The organism is Nostoc sp. NMS7 (assembly GCF_017115085.1).
Taxonomy (GTDB): domain Bacteria; phylum Cyanobacteriota; class Cyanobacteriia; order Cyanobacteriales; family Nostocaceae; genus Nostoc.
The window spans coordinates 1-21,080 of record NZ_JABXKJ010000149.1 but is presented as its reverse complement, the minus strand read 5'-3'; the positions used below and the strand labels follow the sequence as shown (position 1 = coordinate 21,080).

The 21,080-nt window shown below is 42.8% G+C and carries 16 protein-coding genes and 2 pseudogenes; 9 read left to right on the top strand and 9 right to left on the bottom strand.

The genetic code is table 11. The features are described from left to right. Window positions 1-64: 64 nt before the first annotated feature. A complete protein-coding gene (locus HWQ38_RS15655; protein WP_292794990.1) occupies window positions 65-1,192 on the bottom strand; it encodes an ABC transporter ATP-binding protein in 1,128 nt (375 codons plus the stop codon). A gap of 274 nt (window positions 1,193-1,466) precedes the next feature. On the opposite strand from HWQ38_RS15655, the gene mrdA reads away from it, so the two are divergent. Together mrdA and HWQ38_RS15645 are read left to right on the top strand one after the other, a co-directional pair. Then, a complete protein-coding gene (mrdA, locus tag HWQ38_RS15650) occupies window positions 1,467-3,308 on the top strand; it encodes a penicillin-binding protein 2 (RefSeq protein WP_292794989.1) in 1,842 nt (613 codons plus the stop codon). A gap of 304 nt (window positions 3,309-3,612) precedes the next feature. Then, entirely contained in the window at window positions 3,613-4,662 is a 1,050-nt protein-coding gene (locus HWQ38_RS15645; protein ID WP_292794987.1) for a serine hydrolase, read from the top strand. A 99-nt stretch (window positions 4,663-4,761) separates the two neighbouring features. Here HWQ38_RS15645 and HWQ38_RS15640 read toward each other — a convergent pair whose 3' ends face one another. Next, window positions 4,762-5,568: a M15 family metallopeptidase gene (locus HWQ38_RS15640; RefSeq protein ID WP_292794986.1), complete on the bottom strand. Its 807-nt coding sequence runs from the start codon at window positions 5,566-5,568 to the stop codon at window positions 4,762-4,764. 102 nt (window positions 5,569-5,670) lie between these two features. Between HWQ38_RS15640 and HWQ38_RS15635 the strand changes: the two are divergent. The 4 genes and pseudogenes from HWQ38_RS15635 to HWQ38_RS15620 form a co-directional block, all read left to right on the top strand. Then, window positions 5,671-5,862: pseudogene (locus tag HWQ38_RS15635) on the top strand (AEC family transporter); the annotation flags it as partial. Window positions 5,863-6,000: 138 nt separating this feature from the next. Further along, the gene (locus HWQ38_RS15630) at window positions 6,001-6,300 is read left to right on the top strand and encodes a transposase (RefSeq protein ID WP_366933297.1); all 300 of its coding nucleotides are present in this window, start codon (window positions 6,001-6,003) and stop codon (window positions 6,298-6,300) included. Between the two features lie 277 nt (window positions 6,301-6,577). After that, window positions 6,578-7,150 (top strand): HdeD family acid-resistance protein, encoded by a 573-nt coding sequence (locus HWQ38_RS15625; protein ID WP_292794985.1) that lies wholly within the window; start codon window positions 6,578-6,580, stop codon window positions 7,148-7,150. A gap of 115 nt (window positions 7,151-7,265) precedes the next feature. Further along, window positions 7,266-9,332: a family 10 glycosylhydrolase gene (locus HWQ38_RS15620; RefSeq protein ID WP_292794984.1), complete on the top strand. Its 2,067-nt coding sequence runs from the start codon at window positions 7,266-7,268 to the stop codon at window positions 9,330-9,332. Between the two features lie 322 nt (window positions 9,333-9,654). Here the strand turns inward: HWQ38_RS15620 and HWQ38_RS15615 are convergent. Further along, window positions 9,655-10,143, bottom strand: a pseudogene (locus HWQ38_RS15615) (DUF29 domain-containing protein). A gap of 137 nt (window positions 10,144-10,280) precedes the next feature. Here HWQ38_RS15615 and HWQ38_RS15610 point away from each other — a divergent pair. Continuing rightward, window positions 10,281-10,580, top strand: a complete 300-nt coding sequence (locus HWQ38_RS15610) for a 30S ribosomal protein PSRP-3 (RefSeq protein WP_292794983.1) — start codon at window positions 10,281-10,283, stop codon at window positions 10,578-10,580. Between the two features lie 10 nt (window positions 10,581-10,590). Here HWQ38_RS15610 and HWQ38_RS15605 read toward each other — a convergent pair whose 3' ends face one another. After that, window positions 10,591-12,390, bottom strand: a complete 1,800-nt coding sequence (locus HWQ38_RS15605; RefSeq protein ID WP_292794982.1) for a serine/threonine-protein kinase — start codon at window positions 12,388-12,390, stop codon at window positions 10,591-10,593. A gap of 41 nt (window positions 12,391-12,431) precedes the next feature. On the opposite strand from HWQ38_RS15605, the gene HWQ38_RS15600 reads away from it, so the two are divergent. Continuing rightward, on the top strand, window positions 12,432-13,214 hold the full coding sequence (locus tag HWQ38_RS15600; protein ID WP_292794980.1) for a DUF554 domain-containing protein: 783 nt from the start codon (window positions 12,432-12,434) through the stop codon (window positions 13,212-13,214). Between the two features lie 124 nt (window positions 13,215-13,338). On the opposite strand, the gene HWQ38_RS15595 is transcribed toward HWQ38_RS15600, so the two are convergent. From HWQ38_RS15595 to HWQ38_RS15580, 4 genes are all read right to left on the bottom strand, one after another. Beyond that, the gene (locus HWQ38_RS15595) at window positions 13,339-15,492 is read right to left on the bottom strand and encodes a flotillin family protein (RefSeq protein WP_292794978.1); all 2,154 of its coding nucleotides are present in this window, start codon (window positions 15,490-15,492) and stop codon (window positions 13,339-13,341) included. A gap of 151 nt (window positions 15,493-15,643) precedes the next feature. Further along, complete coding sequence (gene atpC, locus HWQ38_RS15590; RefSeq protein ID WP_292794977.1) at window positions 15,644-16,057, bottom strand: ATP synthase F1 subunit epsilon; 414 nt, start codon at window positions 16,055-16,057, stop codon at window positions 15,644-15,646. A 139-nt stretch (window positions 16,058-16,196) separates the two neighbouring features. After that, complete coding sequence (gene atpD / locus HWQ38_RS15585; RefSeq protein ID WP_292794976.1) at window positions 16,197-17,645, bottom strand: F0F1 ATP synthase subunit beta; 1,449 nt, start codon at window positions 17,643-17,645, stop codon at window positions 16,197-16,199. Between the two features lie 404 nt (window positions 17,646-18,049). Further along, a complete protein-coding gene (locus HWQ38_RS15580) occupies window positions 18,050-18,733 on the bottom strand; it encodes a PEP-CTERM sorting domain-containing protein (protein WP_292794975.1) in 684 nt (227 codons plus the stop codon). A gap of 656 nt (window positions 18,734-19,389) precedes the next feature. Between HWQ38_RS15580 and HWQ38_RS15575 the strand changes: the two genes are divergently transcribed. After that, entirely contained in the window at window positions 19,390-20,214 is an 825-nt protein-coding gene (locus HWQ38_RS15575; RefSeq protein ID WP_292794973.1) for a SirB1 family protein, read from the top strand. A 50-nt stretch (window positions 20,215-20,264) separates the two neighbouring features. On the opposite strand, the gene HWQ38_RS15570 is transcribed toward HWQ38_RS15575, so the two are convergent. Beyond that, window positions 20,265-20,870: a TetR/AcrR family transcriptional regulator gene (locus tag HWQ38_RS15570; protein ID WP_292794972.1), complete on the bottom strand. Its 606-nt coding sequence runs from the start codon at window positions 20,868-20,870 to the stop codon at window positions 20,265-20,267. Window positions 20,871-21,080 lie beyond the last annotated feature (210 nt).

Sequence of the window (21,080 nt, the reverse complement as noted above, 5' to 3'; positions counted from 1 at the left end):
CTTGTTAAATTGGTATATCAACTATTAGTTAAGCATAGCAAGTACTGAAGAACCATTATTATAACTATTGACTAATAGCTAAACAATCATTTTCTGCCCACCAAGCGTAGATCGGTGTATCGCGGTCTGGTAAACCGCCAAAAGTATTAGGTTGCAACACATTTATGCTAATACCATTTGTTAATTCCACAACATAATTAACGTGTGTGCCCAAATACATAACATTCACAAGCCGTCCTTCAAAGCAGTTAGCTGGCAAATTAGGTGGATAAAGCGAAAGCTGTATTTTTTCTGGGCGCACACTCACTACTACCGCTTGTGATATTTCAGCTGGTGTATCTTCAGCACGACTAATGACAATTGAGAGTCCGGTTTTTGTCAAAATTTGCACATTAGAAGAGTCTACCCCGACGATTTCACCACTAAATAAATTAGTATCGCCAATAAAATCAGCAACAAAAGCTGTAGAGGGATGTTCGTAAATTTGGCTGGGAGTGCCAACTTGTTCAATTTTGCCTTGGTTCATCACCGCAATGCGATCGCTCAAACACAATGCTTCTTCTTGGTCATGTGTCACCATCACAAAGGTCACTCCCAAGCCTTTGTGTAAATTTGATAACTCAACCTGCATTTCCTTACGCAGTTTTAAATCTAACGCCCCTAAAGGTTCATCCAATAGTACGACAGTGGGACGGTTGACTAAAGCCCTTGCTAAGGCGACACGTTGCTGTTGACCACCAGAAAGTTGATTGGGAAAGCGCGATCGCAAACTTTCCATTTTCACGAGTTTTAAAGCTTCTTGGACTCTACTTTCAATTTCAGATTTGGGTATTTTTTTTAACCTCAGTCCGAAGGCGATGTTATCCCAGACATTCAGATGGTTAAATAGAGCGTAACTTTGAAATACAGTATTGACCGGTCGGCGGTAAGGCGGCACATTAGTCATAGACTGACCCTGAATCAACACCTTACCAGCGTCAGCGATTTCAAACCCAGCAATTAAGCGCAGTATTGTTGTTTTCCCACAACCGGAGGGGCCTAAAATACTAAAGAATTCTCCTTGTCTGACATCCAAATCGATTCCATGTACTGCTGGTTCTTGGTTAAAAAACTTGAAGACGTTACGCAGTTCAACATCAAGTGGCTGAAAAGTTGTTATCCCCCTCTGATTCTGCATGACAATTTGAGCCATAATCCTCAGTAGAATGCCCTGATCTTACGTTAATTTGTCAATTGATCTAGTCTATGGGGCAGACTAGATTTGACACTTTGGTTTATTGTATCCGCCAAAAACAATTGTTTAAGAATATACTCGCCCAATTTCTTCATCCCTCTTAGTGAGTACAAAAGTATGTATTTTTACTTATATTTATCCATTCTTTAGTTAAGTTAATATGCATTAAAATTACATATTAGCAATTGCTAAAAAGCTGGCTAGGATTGCGTTTATTCATTTTGAATTGTTTATGTTCCCATCACTTGGCAGTAAAAAAGATACACGTACAGTTGGACGTGGTTTCCAATCAATATTTTTAATCGTATTTACTCTATTAATGACCGTTGGTATTGAGGCACGTTTGGCATATTTGCAAATTGTTGAAGGGCCAAAACTCCGCCAAAGAGCGGAAGCGAACCGAATTCGGATGATTCTCAAACAACCGGAACGGGGCAGTATTTTTGACCGAAATGGCAAACTTTTAGCCAGTACTCGCTATGCTAGCTCTGTATACTTATGGCCGATGGCACATACTAAACCTTCCTGGTCTGTAGTCGGCCCGCGTCTAACGCAAATTCTCAACGTTTCCCAAGATGAGATGGAAAAGAAATTAGAACAAGCGGGTACTAATTCTTCTTCACTTATCCGGGTCGCTCGTGATCTAAATGAAGCACAAATCACGGCATTAAAAGAGTATAAAAATGAATTGCCGGAAGTGGAAATTAATACAGATGCTGTGCGTTATTATCCCCACGGTGAGCAATTAGCACACGTACTAGGTTATACACGGGAATTAACCGCCGACCAATTAAAGGACAAGAAGCAGCAAGGCTACCGGCTCGGAGATGTAATTGGTCAGATGGGGGTGGAAAAGGCTTATGAGAAAGTTCTGCGGGGCGAATGGGGCGGTCAGCAAGTGGAAGTAGATGGTGCGGGTAGACCAATCCGAGTTTTGGGAGAGAAACAGGCAAAAGCTGGTAACGATTTGCACCTGACGATAGATTTAGATGTGCAGAAGGCAGCCGAAAAAGCTTTGGGAAATCAACGAGGTGCGATCGCGGCAATTGATCCAAAGAATGGTGCTGTTTTAGCAATGGTATCTTACCCCACTTTTGACCCAAATATCTTCTCCAAACAAAAACTCTCCCAAAAAGATTGGCAAAGCGTGCAAGGTAAAGAGCATCCCTTGATCAATCGGGCGCTGAGTGCCTTTCCACCCGCCAGTACTTTCAAAATCGTTACTACAACAGCTGGACTAGAATCAGGTAAATTCTCTCCTGACTCAGTATTACAGACCTTTGGTTCCCTGACTGTTGGGGGAGTGACTTTTGGTGAGTGGAACCACGCCGGATTCGGGCCATTAGGATTTCCCAGAGCGATCGCTATGAGTAGTGATACTTTCTTCTATCAAGTTGGTAGAAAAGTCGGTGGCCCAACTTTAATCGAATGGAGTCGCAAATACGGGTTTGGTCAAAAAACTGGCATTGAATTTACCAACGAAGAATCAAAAGGCTTGGTTCCAGATGAAACATGGAAGCAGAGAGTTTTGAAAACGCCTTGGAGTGTAGGTGATACCATTAATATGTCAATTGGTCAAGGCGCTTTGCAAGTGACACCCTTGCAATCGGTGATTATGTTTTCTGTCCCCGCTAATGGTGGGTATCGAGTTCAGCCGCATTTGCTCAAAGACAACGAAGAAGCAAAAAGTTGGCGATCGTCGTTAAATATGAAGCCGGAAACTATCAAAGTTCTCCGTGAGGGACTGCGGAAGGTGGTGAGTGAGGGTACAGGTAAGAGCTTGAACGTGCCGACAATTCCCCCAGCGTCTGGAAAGAGTGGCACTGCTGAAGCTGGTGGTGGTCGCCCAAATCATACTTGGTTTGGTGCTTATGCCCCCAGTAATCAGCCGGAAATTGCGGTTGTGGCCTTTGGGGAAAATACTGGCGAGCATGGCGGTACTATTTGTGGGCCAATGGTTTTACAAGTCCTGGAAGCTTATTTTCAACATAAGTATCCAGGTAAGTATAAAAAACTTCAGCCGGAGCCATCAGAAGCTAAAACTCAAAATTCAGGACATGTGACTGGAGACTAGGAGAAGGAAGAATTAAAATAATTCGTAATTCGTAATTAGCGCTCTTTCATCACTCTCTCCAGATAAAAAACAATAATTTTTGCTAAACAAGACTTTCATTTCAAAGAGATGATTTTAGCCATAATGTTGAAAATAAAGCTCAAAACCCAGTTTCTATCTTTTGTAACGGGGAGAAAGACAAGAGCCACAAAACTTGCTGCTTGTTAGAAGCTCAAGCAACTTAAACCCACAGAATTGGTTAAAAATACATTTTGAATTTGGAATTATTTTGTCTCGCCATCGCCAAACAAAAATGAGGTGAATCGTGATTGACGACTATATTCGAGCCATAATAACTAAAAACCAAATTCCGGGACTTTCTGTTGCAGTGGTGCAGGAAGGTGAACCTGTTTTAGTTAAGGGTTATGGATTGGCGAATGTTGAACACTCTGTTTTAGCTACCGAACATACAGTTTATGAAATTGCGTCTATGGGTAAAACTTTCACCGCTACAGCCATAATGATGCTGGTGGAACAAGGGATAATTTCGCTAGAAGATGCGATCGCAGACTATCTCGATTATCTACCCCTAACATGGCAAAATGTCACAATCGAGCATATTCTGTCTCATCAGTCTGGAATTCCTAGTTATACCGATGCCCCAAACTACTGGGAAATTACCCATCTTGATTTATCTAAATCTGAAATTTTGGCTCTAGTTACTCACCTACCCCTGAAGTTTCAACCGGGTGAGTTTAGCGGCTATGACAACACAGGCTACTATCTACTGGGTTTGATCCTAGAAAAGGTAACTGGACAATCTTATGGAGATTTGTTGCGCGATCGCATTTTTGCTCCTTTGGGAATGAATGCAACCGTGATGAATAATCCCAGTGACATTGTGCCACACCGGGCTGCTGGCTATCGCTTGCCAAACAGCAAACTCGTTAACAAACCTTATTACAGTCCATCAGTCACCTATTCTGCTGGAGGTCAACTCTCCAGTGTAGAAGATATGGTGAAGTGGGAACAGGGGCTTTGTGATGCAACTCTGCTAAAGCAATCAACCCTTGATGAAATGTGGACTCCTCATCCTCCAAATCAGGGTGATGATTGGGAAAAGTTGAGATATGTTGCAGGTTTAGGTTGGTGGGTATTTAATTATGGCGATCGCCGAGTAGTTGGTCATAATGGTTCGATATTAGGATTCGCAAGTAACATTACCCGCTTTATTGATGACAAAATTACCGTGATTTTACTTTGCAATCTAGATAAAATTTCCCGACCAGATGCGATCGCTAAAAAAATTGCTGAATACTACTGTCCAGTTCTTACCAAACTAGTGCTTCAGCCTCCATTAGGGGAGAGGGAGTAAAACCAATTACTCTTGACTCTGCTAACTCTCAGAACTATTCAGGTGACAGCGTCAAGCAACTCCTTTATCAAAAGATAGTAATCCCTAGATTAACTTTTATTAAGGTATCTTAGCGGGTTTCAAATTTCTGGCTTTGTAGAACATTTCCAAACTATTGCGATCGCCGACAAAACGCCAGTGCCAAGGCTCATAACTCACACCTTGAAGATTATCTTTAGGAAATGACATTTCAAAGCTGAAACGCGCTGCATTTGCTTGCAGCCACCGATAAGCCTTGGTATTGTCAAAGTTGGGTTGGAGATTAGTTGCTGCTACTGCTCCGTCTCCAATATCCACAGCATAACCTGTGTGATGTTCACTATGACCAGGAGGAGCGCTAAGGGCAGCTCGTTGTGCTGGCGTCTGATTTCGTTGGGCACCGACAGCAAAAAATAACTGCTCTTGGTCTTTGATTGAGCGAAAGCCAGAAATTGGTACTAAAATTACACCTGCACTCCGCGCTGCTGTTACCATCTCCTGAAACTTTTGGGCAGCAGCTTTTCGCATTCTAATGTCCCTATTTGCAGAGATGGTTACTAGTTCTGACTCAGGCGCTTCTGGGTATGGAAAATGCCCTAACACAGTATTGACAGAATTGCCAGATTCTGTAGTCGGTGTCGGTGTCGGTGTAGAACTAGTGACTGAGGGTTGAGAATCGGCGATTTTTTTAGGTGCAGTAACGAAAAACAAAAAACCGCTAATTAAAGCCAGCAGGACAAATCCTGTTAGTCCCCCAATCAGCACAATTCGGGGTTGCGACCATATTTTAGGTGTTGCATCAGGGGTATCGCGTACAGCCACTGGAATATCATCACCGAGGTCATTCGATGAGTTTTGCGGTTTTCCAGAAAACCCAGCCTTATTCAAGGGTAAACTCCTGTTTTTGTGGGATAGCCATAAGAGATTTTGCACTGGACAAAAGTAGACCTAACAGCTAGCATTTTACATCTGTGGTTTTTAGGCGCAATCTTGACAAACCTTTTAGAACTATACGTCAAGCTGGGAGGATTAGTCCTGCTAGGTTTTATTCTGGGACGCAAACTACCTATGACAGTTCCTACACGTTTGGGACAGTTTCTTTTTTGAGTGGGAGTACCCATCAGCATAGTATCGTTTTTGCGTCAATCTAGCTTGTCGGGACAAATTTGGATTGCACCTGCGTAGGCGCAGCCCGTCGTAGACATCGCTTACCTAGTACAGCACGACGGAAATAAACCAACCATTATTGTGAGAAACTAAGAAAGTAGAGTCAAAGCAGTTTCGCCTGAAAACAAGGGAACAGTTACGGAAAAAGAAGGTTTGAATATTGACTTGGGTATTAAAGGAAAAAGTGGCATACTCAAATCCATGAAATCTCGTACTGCTTTTTTGAAAGATCCAACACATAAAATCGTTTTCCATTACACCCCAAAACATTCTTCTTGGCTCAACCAAATTGAAATTTGGTTCAGTATTTTAGTTCGTAAGTTATTAAGAAGAGCCAGCTTCAAAAGTCAGGATGATCTCAAAACTCGAATTCTCGAATTTATCGACTACTTTAATCAAACAATGGCTAAACCTTTGAAGTGGACATACAAAGGTAAAGTTTTGGCTATCTAATGCTTGGCTTATTTACGCCGTTCTGTACTAGAGTATTCCAGGACTTACGCAACCAATAGCTGAAACCCTTATTTTCTTCTTAGGGGCAATTCATGTAGCTTTAGCTGACCGCAGGGTATTGCCCCTACCGCGTGTACTTTTGCGTAAGTCCTATATTCTTACTCTCAGGTGAGATTAAGTTAATACTGATGAGTCTATCTTAGGGTTCATACCCTCTTAACTAGAAATTCTCTAATCTAAATGTAGAGTTGAGTCTAAGAATAGGGAAAAGATTTGTATGACAACGGATGTTTCTAAAGATATTAACAAAAATGTTAATGGGTCACTGATAACTGGTGTTCTCCTGAGTATTTTGGGGCTGATTGCGATCGCAGCGCCTAATTTCACTACTCTATTCACCGAAACTTGGATTGCAGCAATTTTGATTTTTGCCGGATTTACAAAGCTAGTTTATGCCACTCAAACCCGTCACCAAGGCGGTTTTATTTGGAAACTTCTATTGAGCGGACTCTATATTGCAACGGGTATAATGCTGTTTGTTTACCCTTATACGGGTGTTCTCACACTAACTCTGTTGCTTGGCACCTTTTTGCTGACTGAAGGCACATTTGAGTTAATTCTGGCATTCCAATTACGCCCACAAGCAAACTGGACATGGATACTAAGTAATGGCATTATTACGCTAGTCTTAGGCGCAATGATTTGGTTCCAGTGGCCCTTCAATGCGCCCTGGTTGCTGGGGACACTACTTGGTGTCAGTATTATTTTCACCGGCGTTTCACGCGTAATGCTATCATTGAATGCGCGTTCTATCTTGAATCCTGCTGACCAAACTGCAAAAGCCAATTAGTAGAAGGGAGTGGGAGGTGGGGAATAGGGAATAGGAAAAAGCAATTACCAATGCCCCATGCCCCATGCCCAAACTTCAAGAGTGAAAGTTTACGGCCAGCTAGCTGCAATCAACAATGGTATCTCTTGCTACTCGCTTCTCGGATATTCAAAACCATTGGGCACGCTTATTTATTACAGCCTTAGCCCAACGTGGTATTGTCAGTGGGTTGCCTAACAGCACCTATCGCCCCGATAACTCACTCACTCGTGCTGAGTTTGCCGCCATCATTGCCAAGGCATTTCCCACAATTTCCCAGAAGCGGCAGTATGTCCCCTTTGTTGATGTACCCACTAATTATTGGGCAGCAGGTGCTATTCAAGCAGCTTACGAAAAAGCATTTATTAGCGGATTTCCTGATAATACCTTCCGTTCCGCTAACCGAATTACTAAAGCGGAAGTCTTAGTTTCCTTGGTAGCAGGCTTAGAAATTGCCACCAAGGTAAAACCTAATCTCCTCTCAGCACTCCCACAAATTTATCAAGATTCTGTTCAGATTCCTGGATATAGTAGAAATCACATAGCTATTGCCACCAGTGCTGGATTGGTGGTTAGTTTCCCAAATGTGAAATTACTTAATCCCAATCTCGCAGCCACCCGCGCAGATGTGGCAGTGATTATTTATCAAACTTTGGTGTATTTAGGTCAGGCAGAAAAAATTGCCTCTAGTTACCTAGTACAGCCGCCAATACCGACACCAACACCGATACCAACGCCAATACCAATACCAACGCCAACACCCACACCTGTCGGTAGTGTAAGGGTAAGTCATAACCGGGAATTCCGGGGGGCGTGGGTAGTATCAGTGTGGAATGGTGATTGGCCTTCCAAAGTGGGACTTTCTGTAGACCAACAAAAAGCTGAACTCACCGAGATTATTACTAAATTACAAGCGCTAAACTTCAATGCCCTAATCTTCCAGGTGCGACCGGAGGGAGATGCTTTGTATGAATCCCAATTAGAGCCTTGGAGTGCTTGGATTACCGGAACTCAGGGTAAAGCACCAGAACCATTTTATGATCCTTTAGCGTTTGCGATCGCAGAATGTCACAAGCGCAATATTGAACTCCATGCTTGGTTCAACCCCTACCGCGCCAGCACTTCCACCGACCCAGCCAAAACTGTCCGTCCCCACATAGCAGCTACCAATCCCGAAAGCGTTTATTTATGGAAAACTCAACGCTGGATGGACCCAGGACTGAAAATAGTTCAGGACAGAGCTTACAACGTAATTATCGACGTAGTGAAGCGCTACAATGTTGATGGCATTCACTTAGATGATTATTTCTATCCATATCCCATCGAGGGACAGTCTTTTCCCGATGAGAAAACCTACGCTGCATATAAAGCAACCGGTGGTACACTCAGCCTTGGCGACTGGCGACGGGACAATGTTAACAAAATGGTACAGCGCCTTTGGCAGGGAATTAAAGCAACCAAACCCGACGTTAAATTTGGTATTAGTCCCTTTGGGATTTATCGCCCCGGACAACCGGCTGGTATTACTGGGTTGGATGCTTACAACGTGCTGTATGCTGACTCGAAGAAATGGTTAGAACAAGGCTGGATTGATTATATTGCTCCTCAACTTTACTGGCGCACAGATCAAACCCAACAAAGTTATTCGGTGTTGCTAAAGTGGTGGACACAGGTAAATACAAAGCAAAGACACATTTATGCTGGGAATAATCTCACAGAACCAAGCAACAAGAGTCGGGACACTGATGAGATTGAAAAGCAGGTGAAAATTAGTCGTAGCCAAGCTGGACAGTTGTCACTAGGGAATATCTTCTTTAATCTCGGTGTTTTGACGCAAAATAGTCAGGGCATTGCTGATAAATTCCAAAGTCTGCTTTATAACAAACCTGCCCTACCGCCAACTTTACCTTGGCAAGATACAACACCGCCCCCTCCACCCATTGGACTACAAGTTAATAACCGCAAACTGAGTTGGCAGCCTGGAGATAATCAGCCAGTTCGTTCTTGGACACTTTATCGGCAAAGTGGCGATACTTGGACAATTGCGCGAATTTTGTCTGCTGGTACAACCTTCGCAACTGTCCAACAAGCGGGAACTTATGCTGTATGTGCGGTGGATAGATTGGCGAATGAGAGTGTGGGAACAGTTATTACAGTCAGTTGAACAAAACCCGGATTTCTCACAAGCCATAAAAAATCAATTTACATTCAATCACCTTAACCAACTACTGCCAGGACAAGCAGAAAAAATCAAATCTTTTATTTTACAAACGTTTAATTATGAGCCAAAAATAGGCATCTCGGTAAGACGGGTGTAGGTAAGTCCTGAAACTTAAGAGTGAGTCTGGTAATAGGGTTAGCTAAAAATGATATCCCAATCAAAGCGCAATGCCAGAGTTATAGCAGTAGACAGACAGCTTAGGACATTCGCAAACCCTAAGAGAGCGGCTGTCACAGCTATCCATAGCAGAGTTGTCCTAAGCATTCTAAGCATTATGGCAGCCGCTATATAACTCAGGTAAAAAATTGGGTTTGAGGGCTTGCTCTGGCGTAAAAGGAGATTGTTCGGGGAAGATAGCCACATCCAATTCAGTTTCATCGGCAGCTAAGAGTCTAGCCTCGTCATAACACAGCCCGAAAACCTGATCAAAATAGGGTTTGAGGCTAGGACTTTCTTCTAAAGCTTGTCTGAGGCGTTTGCGATGCTCCCGAATTGTGGCTCGTCAACTACCACGCTTCTCGGCTTGATATTTATACTTCAATAGATGCATTAGCACCACTTCCAAATTGCTTCTGAGTGCTTTCTTTTCACTTCTGCCCATTGTTTCAATTTCATCAATCAAATTCTCTAAATCCAGTTCTGTGAGCCGACCTTGTTTGAGCAGTTCTGCGGTGGTTTGAATCCACAGGTAAAAGTCTTGCTCATACAAAGAAGAACCAGATGTCGTTTGAGATTGGGGCAGTTGGGCAGTCATAAGCATCTTAGTTAGCGCCGACTAAACCTTATGCTAGACCATTCTCAACCAATGTTTGGTCATTTGATAGAGTATTGCGTTAAAATAAACGATCGCTATCCTAGTTAAGTAATGCCTGGAAATTCCCGGAGGTGTGATTGACCAAGTTTATTTTGAAAATTCTGTGGTTAGACGAAAACGTTGCTCTAGCAGTCGATCAAATTGTCGGCAAAGGCACAAGTCCTTTAACGAAGTACTTTTTCTGGCCCCGAAATGATGCCTGGGAAGAGTTAAAAAAGGAACTAGAATCCAAACATTGGATTGCTGACCTGGATCGTATCGAGTTGCTTAATAAAGCGACAGAAGTGATTAACTACTGGCAAGAGGAAGGCAGAAACCGTCCAATGGCAGAAGCTCAGTTAAAATTTCCAGAAGTTGCCTTCACAGGTAGCGCTTGATACTACAAGATTAGCGATGTCTACGACGGGCTATGCCTACGCGCTGTTCTACAAGCTGCCACAGTTTGATAGTCTTGTCCCGGCTGCCACTTGCAATTAATTGTCTAACTTTGCTCACAGCAACAGCAGATACTGAGTCTACATGACCAGAGAGAGTAACAATCTCTTCTGCTGTGCTTACCCTCCAAAGTTTAACTGTTTTGTCGCAACTTGCACTTAGGAGCGTTTCGCCATCGGCAGTAAAAGCCACAGCCACCACTGACCAAGAATGGCCTACAAGTGTGCAAATTAGCTGACCAGTGTTTACCTCCCACAATTTAATAGTGTTATCATCACTACCCGTCGCCAAAATTTGACCATCAGGACTAAAAGCGACTGTCAAAACCGCCCATGCATGACCCGAAAGGGTGCCTAACAAGCTATAGCATGGACGGTTTTGAAATTCTCTCTGGAAATCTTCTAATGCAGATATCTGCCACAAGCGAATTGTTCTGTCATAACTAGCGCTGGCTAAAAGCTGTCCTTGGGGACTAAATGCCACTGCATTTACTTGTAATTGGTGTCCAGTTATGCTGCAAATTTGTTTGCCACTATTTACATCCCACAGTTTGATTGTTTTATCCCAGCTACCACTAGCGAGAATCTGCCCATCTGGACTGAAAGCAACTGATTTGACAGCGTGTGAGTGTCCCAATAGGGTGGAGATTTCCTCTAATGTCTCAACCTGCCACAATTTGATCGTTTTATCGTCGCTAGCAGTTGCCAGAATTTGACCATCAGGACTGAAGGTAACTGATTTTACAGCATGGGAATGTCCTAATAAGCTAGTTAAAACTTTTTGGGTATTTAAATCCCACAATTTGACGATTTTATCATCACTAGCACTGGCTAAAGTATTACTGTCAGGACTGATGGCAAGGGCGTTCACACTACTTAATGTCCCAGAATGCCCAGTTAAAGTATGGAAGCATTGCCAAGGAGAATTTTGGATTTTGAGATTTTGAGTTTTATATTCCATACCCATTGCTTGCATAACTTCATTAGCTGATTGAAAGCGGCGATTAACAGCATTTTGCAGCAGCTTGTCGAGGATTTGCGCCAAGTGATCGCTTACCTTTGTAGTAAGATATTGTTGCCAAACCCAACAATCATTTGCAATATCAAATAAATCAAAGGGCGGAATCTGGGTAAGTAAGTAAATACAAGTTACACCTAAGCTATATAAATCACTAGCAAAAACCGCTTTTCCCCTCGCTTGTTCTGGTGCGGCGTATTCTGGACTGCCGATACTGGTTTCCGATGTTAGCCGATCAATTTCTGTAACGATTTTCGTAGTGGTAAAATCGACTATGACTAAATCCCCCTTCTTGGTAATTGGGAATCTACGAATGATATTCTGGGGTTTAATATCGCGGTGGATGATGTTCCGATCGCTAATAAACTGAAAAACTGGCAACACATCTTCTAAAAGTTGCCAAATCTGAGCTTCCTTAAAAGCGCCCTCCTCTTCAACCACCTGAGCTAAATTAGTACCTGCAATAAACTCCTGCACTAAATAAAAATGCCCGTTCTGCTGAAAATAAGCCAACAAAGCCGGAATTTGGGGGTGCTTTCCTAATTCTTCTAGCTGTTGCGCCTTTTGCTGAAAAGTTTTAAATGTTTCGGATTCGGGTGATAATTCTTGAACGACGCAAGGAACTGGCGGAAACTGACCCTCATCTACAGCGAGGAAGGTTTTATAGAATCCCGCTTTACCAATCTGTTTGAGTAAACGATAACGTTCTTGTAAAAATAAAATTTCTTTGCTCACAGGGCATCCACAATATACATTCTGATTACATCTATAAAATTATGACACTCAACTTCTGGTCTAAGACAAATGGTATTTGGATAAATGCTATCAGTGTTGTTTTCGGTACAAGTGTTGGTATTCTTCTAAAGAATAGTTTTTCCTTACAAATGCAGATTACCATAACACAAGGCGTAGCATTAATGACTCTTTTCATTGGGTCACGAATGACTAATAATCTTGCTCAAGTTCAAAATGGCCGGATTGATGGAGTAGTGTTAGGCTTACTCGCTATTGTATTAGGAGGTGTTTTAGGAGATTGGCTACAAATTGAAGGGAAACTTCATTTTATCGGAGACTTGTTGAAACTATATTTTCAAGGAAATGGAAATTTTACAGAGGGTTTTGTTGCTGGAAGTTTATTATTCTGTATAGGGCCACTAGCTGTAATTGGCAGTCTCAACAATGGTTTAACTGGAAATAATAGTTTACTATTACTCAAAGCTACAATGGATGGTTTAGCAGCGATAGCTCTTAGTAGTAGCTTAGGTATAGGGGTGGGTTTTTCAGCTTTTGTTATTCTTTTTTATCAAGGGTTTATTTCTATAATAGCTGGATTTATGGTTCAAATTTTTCCTAATACAGAAAATGATCCCCGCTTATTATTATTAACGGGTGTGGGAGGGCTAATGGTTGTAGGACTAGGAATTAATCTGTTGGAAATAACTCACATTAGAGTAGCTTCTTTCCTACCAGCCTTAGTAATTGCTCCTCTTCTTTACTCATGCATTGATTGGATTAGTTTATTGAAAAATAACATTATTAAATTATTAAAAAACCGCTAACACGATTCCAGTTGCCAGCAATATAACAAAAACCTTACCCTGTCCTGACAGACATCCCTCTCCTTACCAAGGAGAGGGACAGGTTTTGCATAGCAGAACCTTTCTTGAGGTTTCTTTGGGCTTATTACTTATCCACTGGAAAATTCACAATTATAGGTGGAAGACCGTTTTCTGAAGTAGGTTGTGCTTTGGTAACTACTGGTTGTGCATGCAAAGGCGTTGGTGTCAATTCACCCTTACCAGTTTGATTCCATAAAATCAGCGATAGTAGCCCATCGACTAAGCCGTTATTGGTGCCGTTACCGCTAACTAAGACATCTGGAATCAGACGGACATTGCGATCGCCGATAATCTGCATTAGCTGCATAGCTGTATAACCATGTGAACCCAAGGCTTCCACACCAGCCTGGTAAGTTTCAGCTTTGGCGTTACCTGTGGCCCGAATACCTTCAGCCTCAGCAATTGCCCGGAGTTTTGTACCCTCAGCTTCACCGTTCGCCTGCTTAATTTGGGCTTGGGCTTTCAAATCGGCAATCTGCACACTCTGCTCTGATTGCACCATTTCTTCTTGGATATCAGCCAGTGCTGTTTCCCGGACAAGTTGTTGCCGTTGGGTTTGCGCCATCTGCTGAACTTCGTAAGTTTTGCGTTTTTCCTCAGCAATTTTCCGGTCTGTCAGCGTGTGCATTAATTCTTCTGGTGGCGTAATCAAACCAATCAACGAATCCACCGCTTGCACATCATAAGCACGCAAGGCAGATTTAACGTATTCGGAGGCTTCAACTTGGCGCTCGCTTCGCGCAGTCAAGAAATCTAAGATAGTATACTCTTGAGCCGAGTTGCGAAAATAATTCCCCACAATTGGACGCAAAACCTGATCGATGACGTTTTGCATCGAACCTAAGCGGGAAATCACTTTCGGTGCATCTGAAGCACCAATGTGGATAATTTGGAATATCTCTAAATCAAAGGTGAAACCATCAAATGATAGCAGTTTCAGCGCCTGCAAATTTGTATCATAACCGTGTTTTCCAGTGATTCTTTCAGTGAAGTTTAAAACAATATTTGTTGTCGGTACTAGCTCAATTTTCATCACCTTAGTATTGAGCGGGTGTTTTCCAGGATACAACGGCTCAACCCAAACGCCTTTATGTCCTTGGTTTACCAAATTCCCGTGGGTGAAAGCTGCTCCGCTCACATCTTCGTGTTCTTTGCCCACGAAAGAAATCACCACACCCACATAACCGATAGGGATTTCAGTCATCGGTACTTGTTCAATATTTACCAACCAAGGGTTCAGATTCCACGAACCCGATAATAATACCTGTTCTTGTAAACCCCGTTGTCCCCCAGCATCAATAAATTTTTGACCATTCTGGAAATTATCATGCCCAGTAATGATGCGTCCAGCGATTTCACCTGCTGCAATCGATGAACCATCCAAAGTAGTAACAATACCAACCTTCTCTGCTGCTATTTCATGAATGTGCAACTGTTGTGGACTCATGTCATGAGCGGTGGCATTGGCGGCTGTAATCACTTTAAACAGGGCAGTATTCATCCGGTACGTACCAGCCGTGAGAAAACCCATTTGCCGCCCTTTTTCCCCACCTTGGGTGAGGAATTTCCGAGCATCTTGGAAGTTGTCACAACTCACAATTTTCCCCAAAATCCGCTCTGGTGGGTTGGATGCTCCATCTGCCGCCACAATTAAAGCGATTTCCCCTTGAGGAATGACAATTACCGACTCTTTCTTTACAGAATACTGCCAAGGCCAATAGCCCCAGTGCCAACCAGGAGCTAAAGTATCTGCCTGCAAGCCAGCCTCTCCGTTGAGGGCAATCAAACTTCCGGGGGGGAGTCCACGCCCAGAAAGGGTAAACTTCCTCACCACAATGCCGACTTCCCGCTCGCCAATCACCACTAGTCCGCCAAAGAATAGGGGGACAAATATGACCAAACCGCCAACAACGACGATGGGAATCAGTACAAAACCATCAATTCCAGCAGCTTGATATTGAGTCCGGCTAATTTGTAACTGGGTAATATTTGGTTTGGTCTGATTTAGCTGGATAGTCGCAGAAGTAATTTTTTTTGCAGTAGTTATGTTTACGGCAATAGCATTGGCAGAATGAATACTACCAGCGATCGCCATTCGCGTAGCGTCTCGTAGAGAAGACGTTGGCGCAGCGATCGCTAATGTTGCTACGATAGATGCTGCAAAACGAGCTACCTTATTTTGTTTACGTGTACCAAGCAAAGATGAAAGGCTTTTCATAACTTCTGCCCATTAGGGCAACTAATTAGTTAACATAACACTTCACCAGGGCTTGCCTCAATTTCTTAAACTTGGCGTAATTTTTTTAAAATTAATAAATATTTTGTAGGTTGGACATTACCCAACCTACAAACTTGAAATAGAAAGAAAATTAAACCAAACCGCCAGCCGCTTGAAACCGAGTGCGGGCGCGTTTGAAGGCTTGGTTTGCCTGGATTTGGGCTTGGCGATCGCCTGCTGTGACTTGATTCAGACGCGCTTGTGCTTGATTGTAAGCAGCACGCGCTTCTTCGAGGTTAATTTTGTCGCCACGTTCAGCGCCGTTAACCAGAATTGTCACTTCATTGTCTTCAACTTCGGCAAAGCCACCCGAAAGAGCGATCGCTTGCCAATTCTGATTTTTAGCCGCACGGACTCGCATGACACCAATATCCAGGGCGGTTAAAAGTGGTGCGTGTCCACTTAGGATACCTAGTTGACCAGTAGTGCTAGGTAAAACGACTTCTTCAGCTGGGGCATCCCAGACTGTTTTATCTGGGGAAATTACACGAACGGTTAATGTCATTTGTCTTTTGTCCTTTGTCCTACCCTACGGGAAGCCGCCCAAAGGGCGTCTATGTCCTTTGTCAGTTGTCCCTTGCCATTAGCCATTAACCATTAGCACTTGAACTAATGACTAATGACCAATGACTCTTGACTAATGACTAACCTTTGATTTTTTCCGCTTTAGCGATCGCTTCGTTAATATCGCCAACCAAGTAGAAAGCCTGTTCTGGCAGAGCATCCAACTCACCAGACAGAATTTTTTGGAACCCTTTGATCGTATCTTCCAGCTTCACATACTTCCCAGGAGAACCGGTGAATACTTCTGCCACAAAGAACGGCTGCGACAAGAAACGCTCAACTTTCCGGGCCCGCGCTACGATTAGACGGTCTTCTTCAGACAATTCATCTAGACCGAGAATGGCGATAATGTCTTGGAGTTCTTTATAACGTTGCAGAGTTGATTGCACCGCCCGGGCAGTATTGTAGTGTTCATCACCAACAATATTGGCCTGGAGCATCGTCGAAGTCGAACCAAGGGGGTCAACTGCGGGATAAATTCCCTTAGCTGCCAAACCGCGAGACAGTACTGTTGTTCCGTCCAAGTGGGCGAAGGTGGTAGCAGGTGCGGGGTCGGTGAAGTCATCCGCAGGTACGTACACTGCCTGAATGGAGGTAATCGAACCCTCTGTAGTCGAGGTAATCCGCTCTTGCAGTTCACCCACGTCGGTTCCCAATGTGGGCTGATATCCTACTGCTGAAGGCATCCGACCCAGTAACGCCGACACTTCCGAACCTGCTTGGACAAACCGGAAAATGTTGTCAATAAACAGCAGCACATCCTGCTTGTTCACATCCCGGAAGTACTCTGCTACTGTCAATCCCGAAAGACCAACCCGCATTCTTGCTCCGGGTGGCTCGTTCATTTGACCGTAGACCAGAGTAATTTTTGACTCGTTGAGGTTATCATTATTGATCACCCCAGATTCAATCATTTCGTTGTAGAGGTCATTACCTTCACGGGTGCGCTCACCCACGCCAGCAAAAACCGATACTCCACCGTGCTGGGTAGCGATATTGTTGATCAACTCCATCATGATCACGGTCTTACCAACACCAGCACCGCCGAACAGACCAATCTTGCCGCCGCGTCGATAGGGAGTGAGGAGGTCAACAACTTTAATCCCAGTCTCAAACACCGAAGGTTTGGTTTCCAGGTCAGTAAATTTGGGAGCAGAGCGGTGGATGGGTAAAGTTGCCTCAGCATTTACAGGTCCCCTGTTGTCCACAGGTTCGCCAAGGACGTTCAAAATCCGACCCAAAGTGGCTTTCCCAACTGGTACGCTGATGGAAGCGCCTGTATCGCTGACTTCCAGACCGCGCATTAAGCCTTCGGTGGAACTCATCGCAACAGTCCGCACCTGGTTGTCGCCCAGCAGTTGCTGTACTTCAACAGTCAGGTTGATTTCCTGTCCAGCTTCGTTGGTGCCAGTGATTTTCAAAGCGTTGTAGATTTTTGGCAATTTCCCGCCGGGAAATTTAACGTCTACAACTGGGCCAATGATTTGGGTAATGTAACCAATGTTTGTTTTTTCTGCGGTTGTGACCATGCTGCGCCTAATGATTGAAGCTAGATTTTAGATCAGGTCTGAGAAGACATAAATTTAAGCAATGTCACCTTTCAGATTAGCACTGAACGCCCCCACTCTACGCCATAAATTGATCCTTAAGATCGTTGTCCTCAAGTAGGATTAGGCTATATTCTCCAATAGGCAGCAGAAATTTGTATTCGGGATTGGGGATTGAGAGAATTTAGTGGCTAATTAAGACCTGCTACAAAATTTTTAAGAATTTATACTCAATACTCAGTAACCAGACTTGGAATGGGGACACCATACCGCTACAAAGTTGCGGTATAGTGTCCCCAAATGATTATCAAAATAAAAAATTGCCGTGTTCGCTGCAAGACACGGCAATTATAGACTATGGATAGACTTAAATCTGGGTGAATAATTTAGGCGTTAGTTACAGATTGCTGTTGTTTGCGCTTGCAAAGTGAAGTAGCACCGAAAGCACCGAAAGCCAGAAGACCCATAATTGAACCAGGTTCAGGAACTGATTTAGTCAACGTAACATTGTCAAGCAGCAATCCAATATTATCCGCGCCAGTCTCCTGGAATTTTAATGTGGCATTTGTTGCAGAAGCAACGGTAAAACTTTGGGTAAAGGTTGTAAACGGTTCATTTTGGCCTAGTGAAAATGTTCCGTTAAACAAACTACCCAGAGATACGATGACAGACTCAGTATCGTTATTTCGGTGGTTCCCAGCAAGCTGGAAGCTGAGGTTAACTATGTCTCCTGCTTGAAAGTTAAATTCCTGAGATTCAAGTGTACCAGCTAGAGATGGAGACGTTGTTCCATCCAGATCTACATATAGTCCGTTACCAGGAAGGAAATCAAAAAAACCATTTCCAATCAAGTCCACAGATCCGTTTATAACTTTAAATTTGTGAAACTGATTGTAATCTAAAGTGGACTGATTGGCAACACCGCTATTTTCTGAATTAAAATCATCCTCTAAGAGGGTTGTAACTGTTGCTGCGCTAGCAGAATTTGTAGTAACAAATCCAATTGCAGTCAAGGCTGTTAATGCTATACCAATCTTATTTAAGCTTTTGAAAACAATTGATTTATTCATGATTCTAGTTTCCTCAAAAATCCCAAAGGTGTGTATTCTTCCAAACGACAATTAATGACTGTCGATTAATGCTGATAAACTCAGTTGTGATTGCACTCGAATTTTTCAGCAAAATTAGGCATAAACTCCCCCTATGATCAGTAAGGGTTTAGCCTTTTGCTGCGATCGCAGATATAAGCACTAGTGAAAATGACTAAAGTTTTGAACTTAGCTTTTGTCTTCTAGTTATTTAAGGAGGTTATTAAAAGTCTTTTCCTCGCTTGCTTATTCACTTAAGTTACTGACAAATTTATTTAGTGTCGAGAGTATTTACGTGTATTCACATAAAAAATACATTCCAAATTAGATTAAATAGCAGCCAAAACCTAGATATAAGGCGACTTACATACGTAATATCAAGTAAATGATTGCCTAAACCTTTGTAAAATTAAGTTGTTGCTTTCAGATAGGTTGATCAACGTGATTATGTGTAAGTATGTCTAAGTAAACAGAATCTACACTTAAGAACATCGTAGTAATACACTGTTATGATACCTAGCGATGAAAACCATAGTGGTTAAAAACTTAGGGTAATATCAAAATAGGTACAAAAAACTGTTTTCAGTTTAGCCCAGCCACTCTCGCTTCATCTTCACACTTCCACCGAGCAACACCTTATGAATTTCTCGTCAGCACGACAATATTTTTACCAGGAGATTCAGCAGTCTGACGAACACATTGACCTAGCAAAGGCAGCTTTGTATATTGCACAAGAAGAATATCCCAACCTAGATCCAGAAGAATACCTCAATGCTCTCCAGACAATCGCATGGGAGCTTCAAGAACGCCTGCCTTCTTCCCGATATCCTTTGCGGATAGTTCAAAGTATTAATCAGTATCTCTACGAAGATTTAAAGTTTTCTGGTAATAAAATTGACTATTACGACCCGCGCAACAGCTTTTTCAATGATGTAATTGAGCGACGATTGGGGATTCCCATTACCTTAGCGCTGGTTTACCTGGAGGTCGCCCGACGGATTGATTTTCCGATGGTTGGTGTGGGGATGCCAGGACATTTTCTGATTCGCCCGGATATTCCAGATATAGAAATTTTTGTGGATGCTTTCAATGGTGGTGAAATAATATTTGCCCAAGATTGCGAGGAACGACTGTCTCAACTTTATCAGCAACCTGTGACGCTACAACCAGAATTTTTAGCCGTAGTCAGTCATCGGCAATTTTTGGCACGGATGCTGACAAATTTAAAATTTATTTATATCAAACAACAAGATTTAGAAAAAACGCTAGGAGCGATTGAACGAATTTTGTTACTATTTCCGGGTTTAACTGTAGAATTGCGCGATCGCGGTTTGATCTACTATCAACTTGGTTACTACCCCCAAGCTGTAGACGACTTACAAAATTATTTAGCAAAAGTTCCTGATGCCGAGGATGCATCTGTGATTCGCCAGTTACTTACTAAGTTGGGTAAGAATAGTTGATATTGAAATTACTGATTTGGCATCAGGTTTGGTGGCAAATTATGGGAAAATCAGCTCTTAGCTTCGTTTTTGTTAAAGATCAGTGAAAGCAAGCTATCTATGAGGCGATCGCACTCCATTGGTAAAATATCTCCACCATGCAGTAGATATCGCACAATCACAAAATGGGTCAGCGTTCCGATAAACGTTTGTGCTGCAACTTCCGGGTCAGCAAGCTGAAGTTTAGGATGAGCTGCAAAATATTGCGTAAGAAAGTCAATATTTGGTTTTTCAATCGTCTGGACAAACACTCGTCCTAGTTCTGGAAATCGTCCTGACTCCCCAATGATGATTCTGAACAGCGTTACCTCTTGCGAGTTTTGAGCAATATTGTCAAGCATTTTAGTGGCATAACGTTTCAAAAATACAACCGGTTCCTCTTGCAATGCTGGAAAGTCTTGTTGTTGAAACAGATTTGTTCTCGCTGCCATCCGTTGAATCAGAACGGTAAACAATGCCTCTTTATCAGCAAAGCGTCGATAGACAGTGGCTTTAGAAACCCCTGCGGCTGCCACAATTTTATCGATCCTGGCACCTGCATAGCCTTTACCCGGACTGTTTAAGAGCCTCGCCTCCAGTCCAGGAATTTTCCTACCCCAGCAACGGGTACGTTGCAATACCGCGTAGGTTTTGCCTAAAAAATCAAAATGTGTAGGTTGTGATCAGACTAATTATTAAAAAAAGTATATATATATGAATAGATTATCTCCCACTGATATCACAGCACACTCCCAATTTCTAGCTTCAGTGACTGAACAACTAAATCAAATTGACCTCACCCAACAAACAAACCAATTTGATAGTTTGTTTGTTGCCTGTCTTTGTGT

Excerpts from the sequence above, each read along its gene's own strand:
- HWQ38_RS15655 (WP_292794990.1), bottom strand. The coding sequence starts at position 1,192 with ATGGCTCAAATTGTCATGCAGAATCAGAGGGGGATAACAACTTTTCAG.
- mrdA (WP_292794989.1), top strand. The coding sequence starts at position 1,467 with ATGTTCCCATCACTTGGCAGTAAAAAAGATACACGTACAGTTGGACGT.
- HWQ38_RS15625 (WP_292794985.1), top strand. The coding sequence starts at position 6,578 with ATGACAACGGATGTTTCTAAAGATATTAACAAAAATGTTAATGGGTCA.
- HWQ38_RS15620 (WP_292794984.1), top strand. The coding sequence starts at position 7,266 with ATGGTATCTCTTGCTACTCGCTTCTCGGATATTCAAAACCATTGGGCA.
- HWQ38_RS15600 (WP_292794980.1), top strand. The coding sequence starts at position 12,432 with ATGACACTCAACTTCTGGTCTAAGACAAATGGTATTTGGATAAATGCT.
- HWQ38_RS15595 (WP_292794978.1), bottom strand. The coding sequence starts at position 15,492 with ATGAAAAGCCTTTCATCTTTGCTTGGTACACGTAAACAAAATAAGGTA.
- atpC (WP_292794977.1), bottom strand. The coding sequence starts at position 16,057 with ATGACATTAACCGTTCGTGTAATTTCCCCAGATAAAACAGTCTGGGAT.
- atpD (WP_292794976.1), bottom strand. The coding sequence starts at position 17,645 with ATGGTCACAACCGCAGAAAAAACAAACATTGGTTACATTACCCAAATC.
- HWQ38_RS15580 (WP_292794975.1), bottom strand. The coding sequence starts at position 18,733 with ATGAATAAATCAATTGTTTTCAAAAGCTTAAATAAGATTGGTATAGCA.
- HWQ38_RS15575 (WP_292794973.1), top strand. The coding sequence starts at position 19,390 with ATGAATTTCTCGTCAGCACGACAATATTTTTACCAGGAGATTCAGCAG.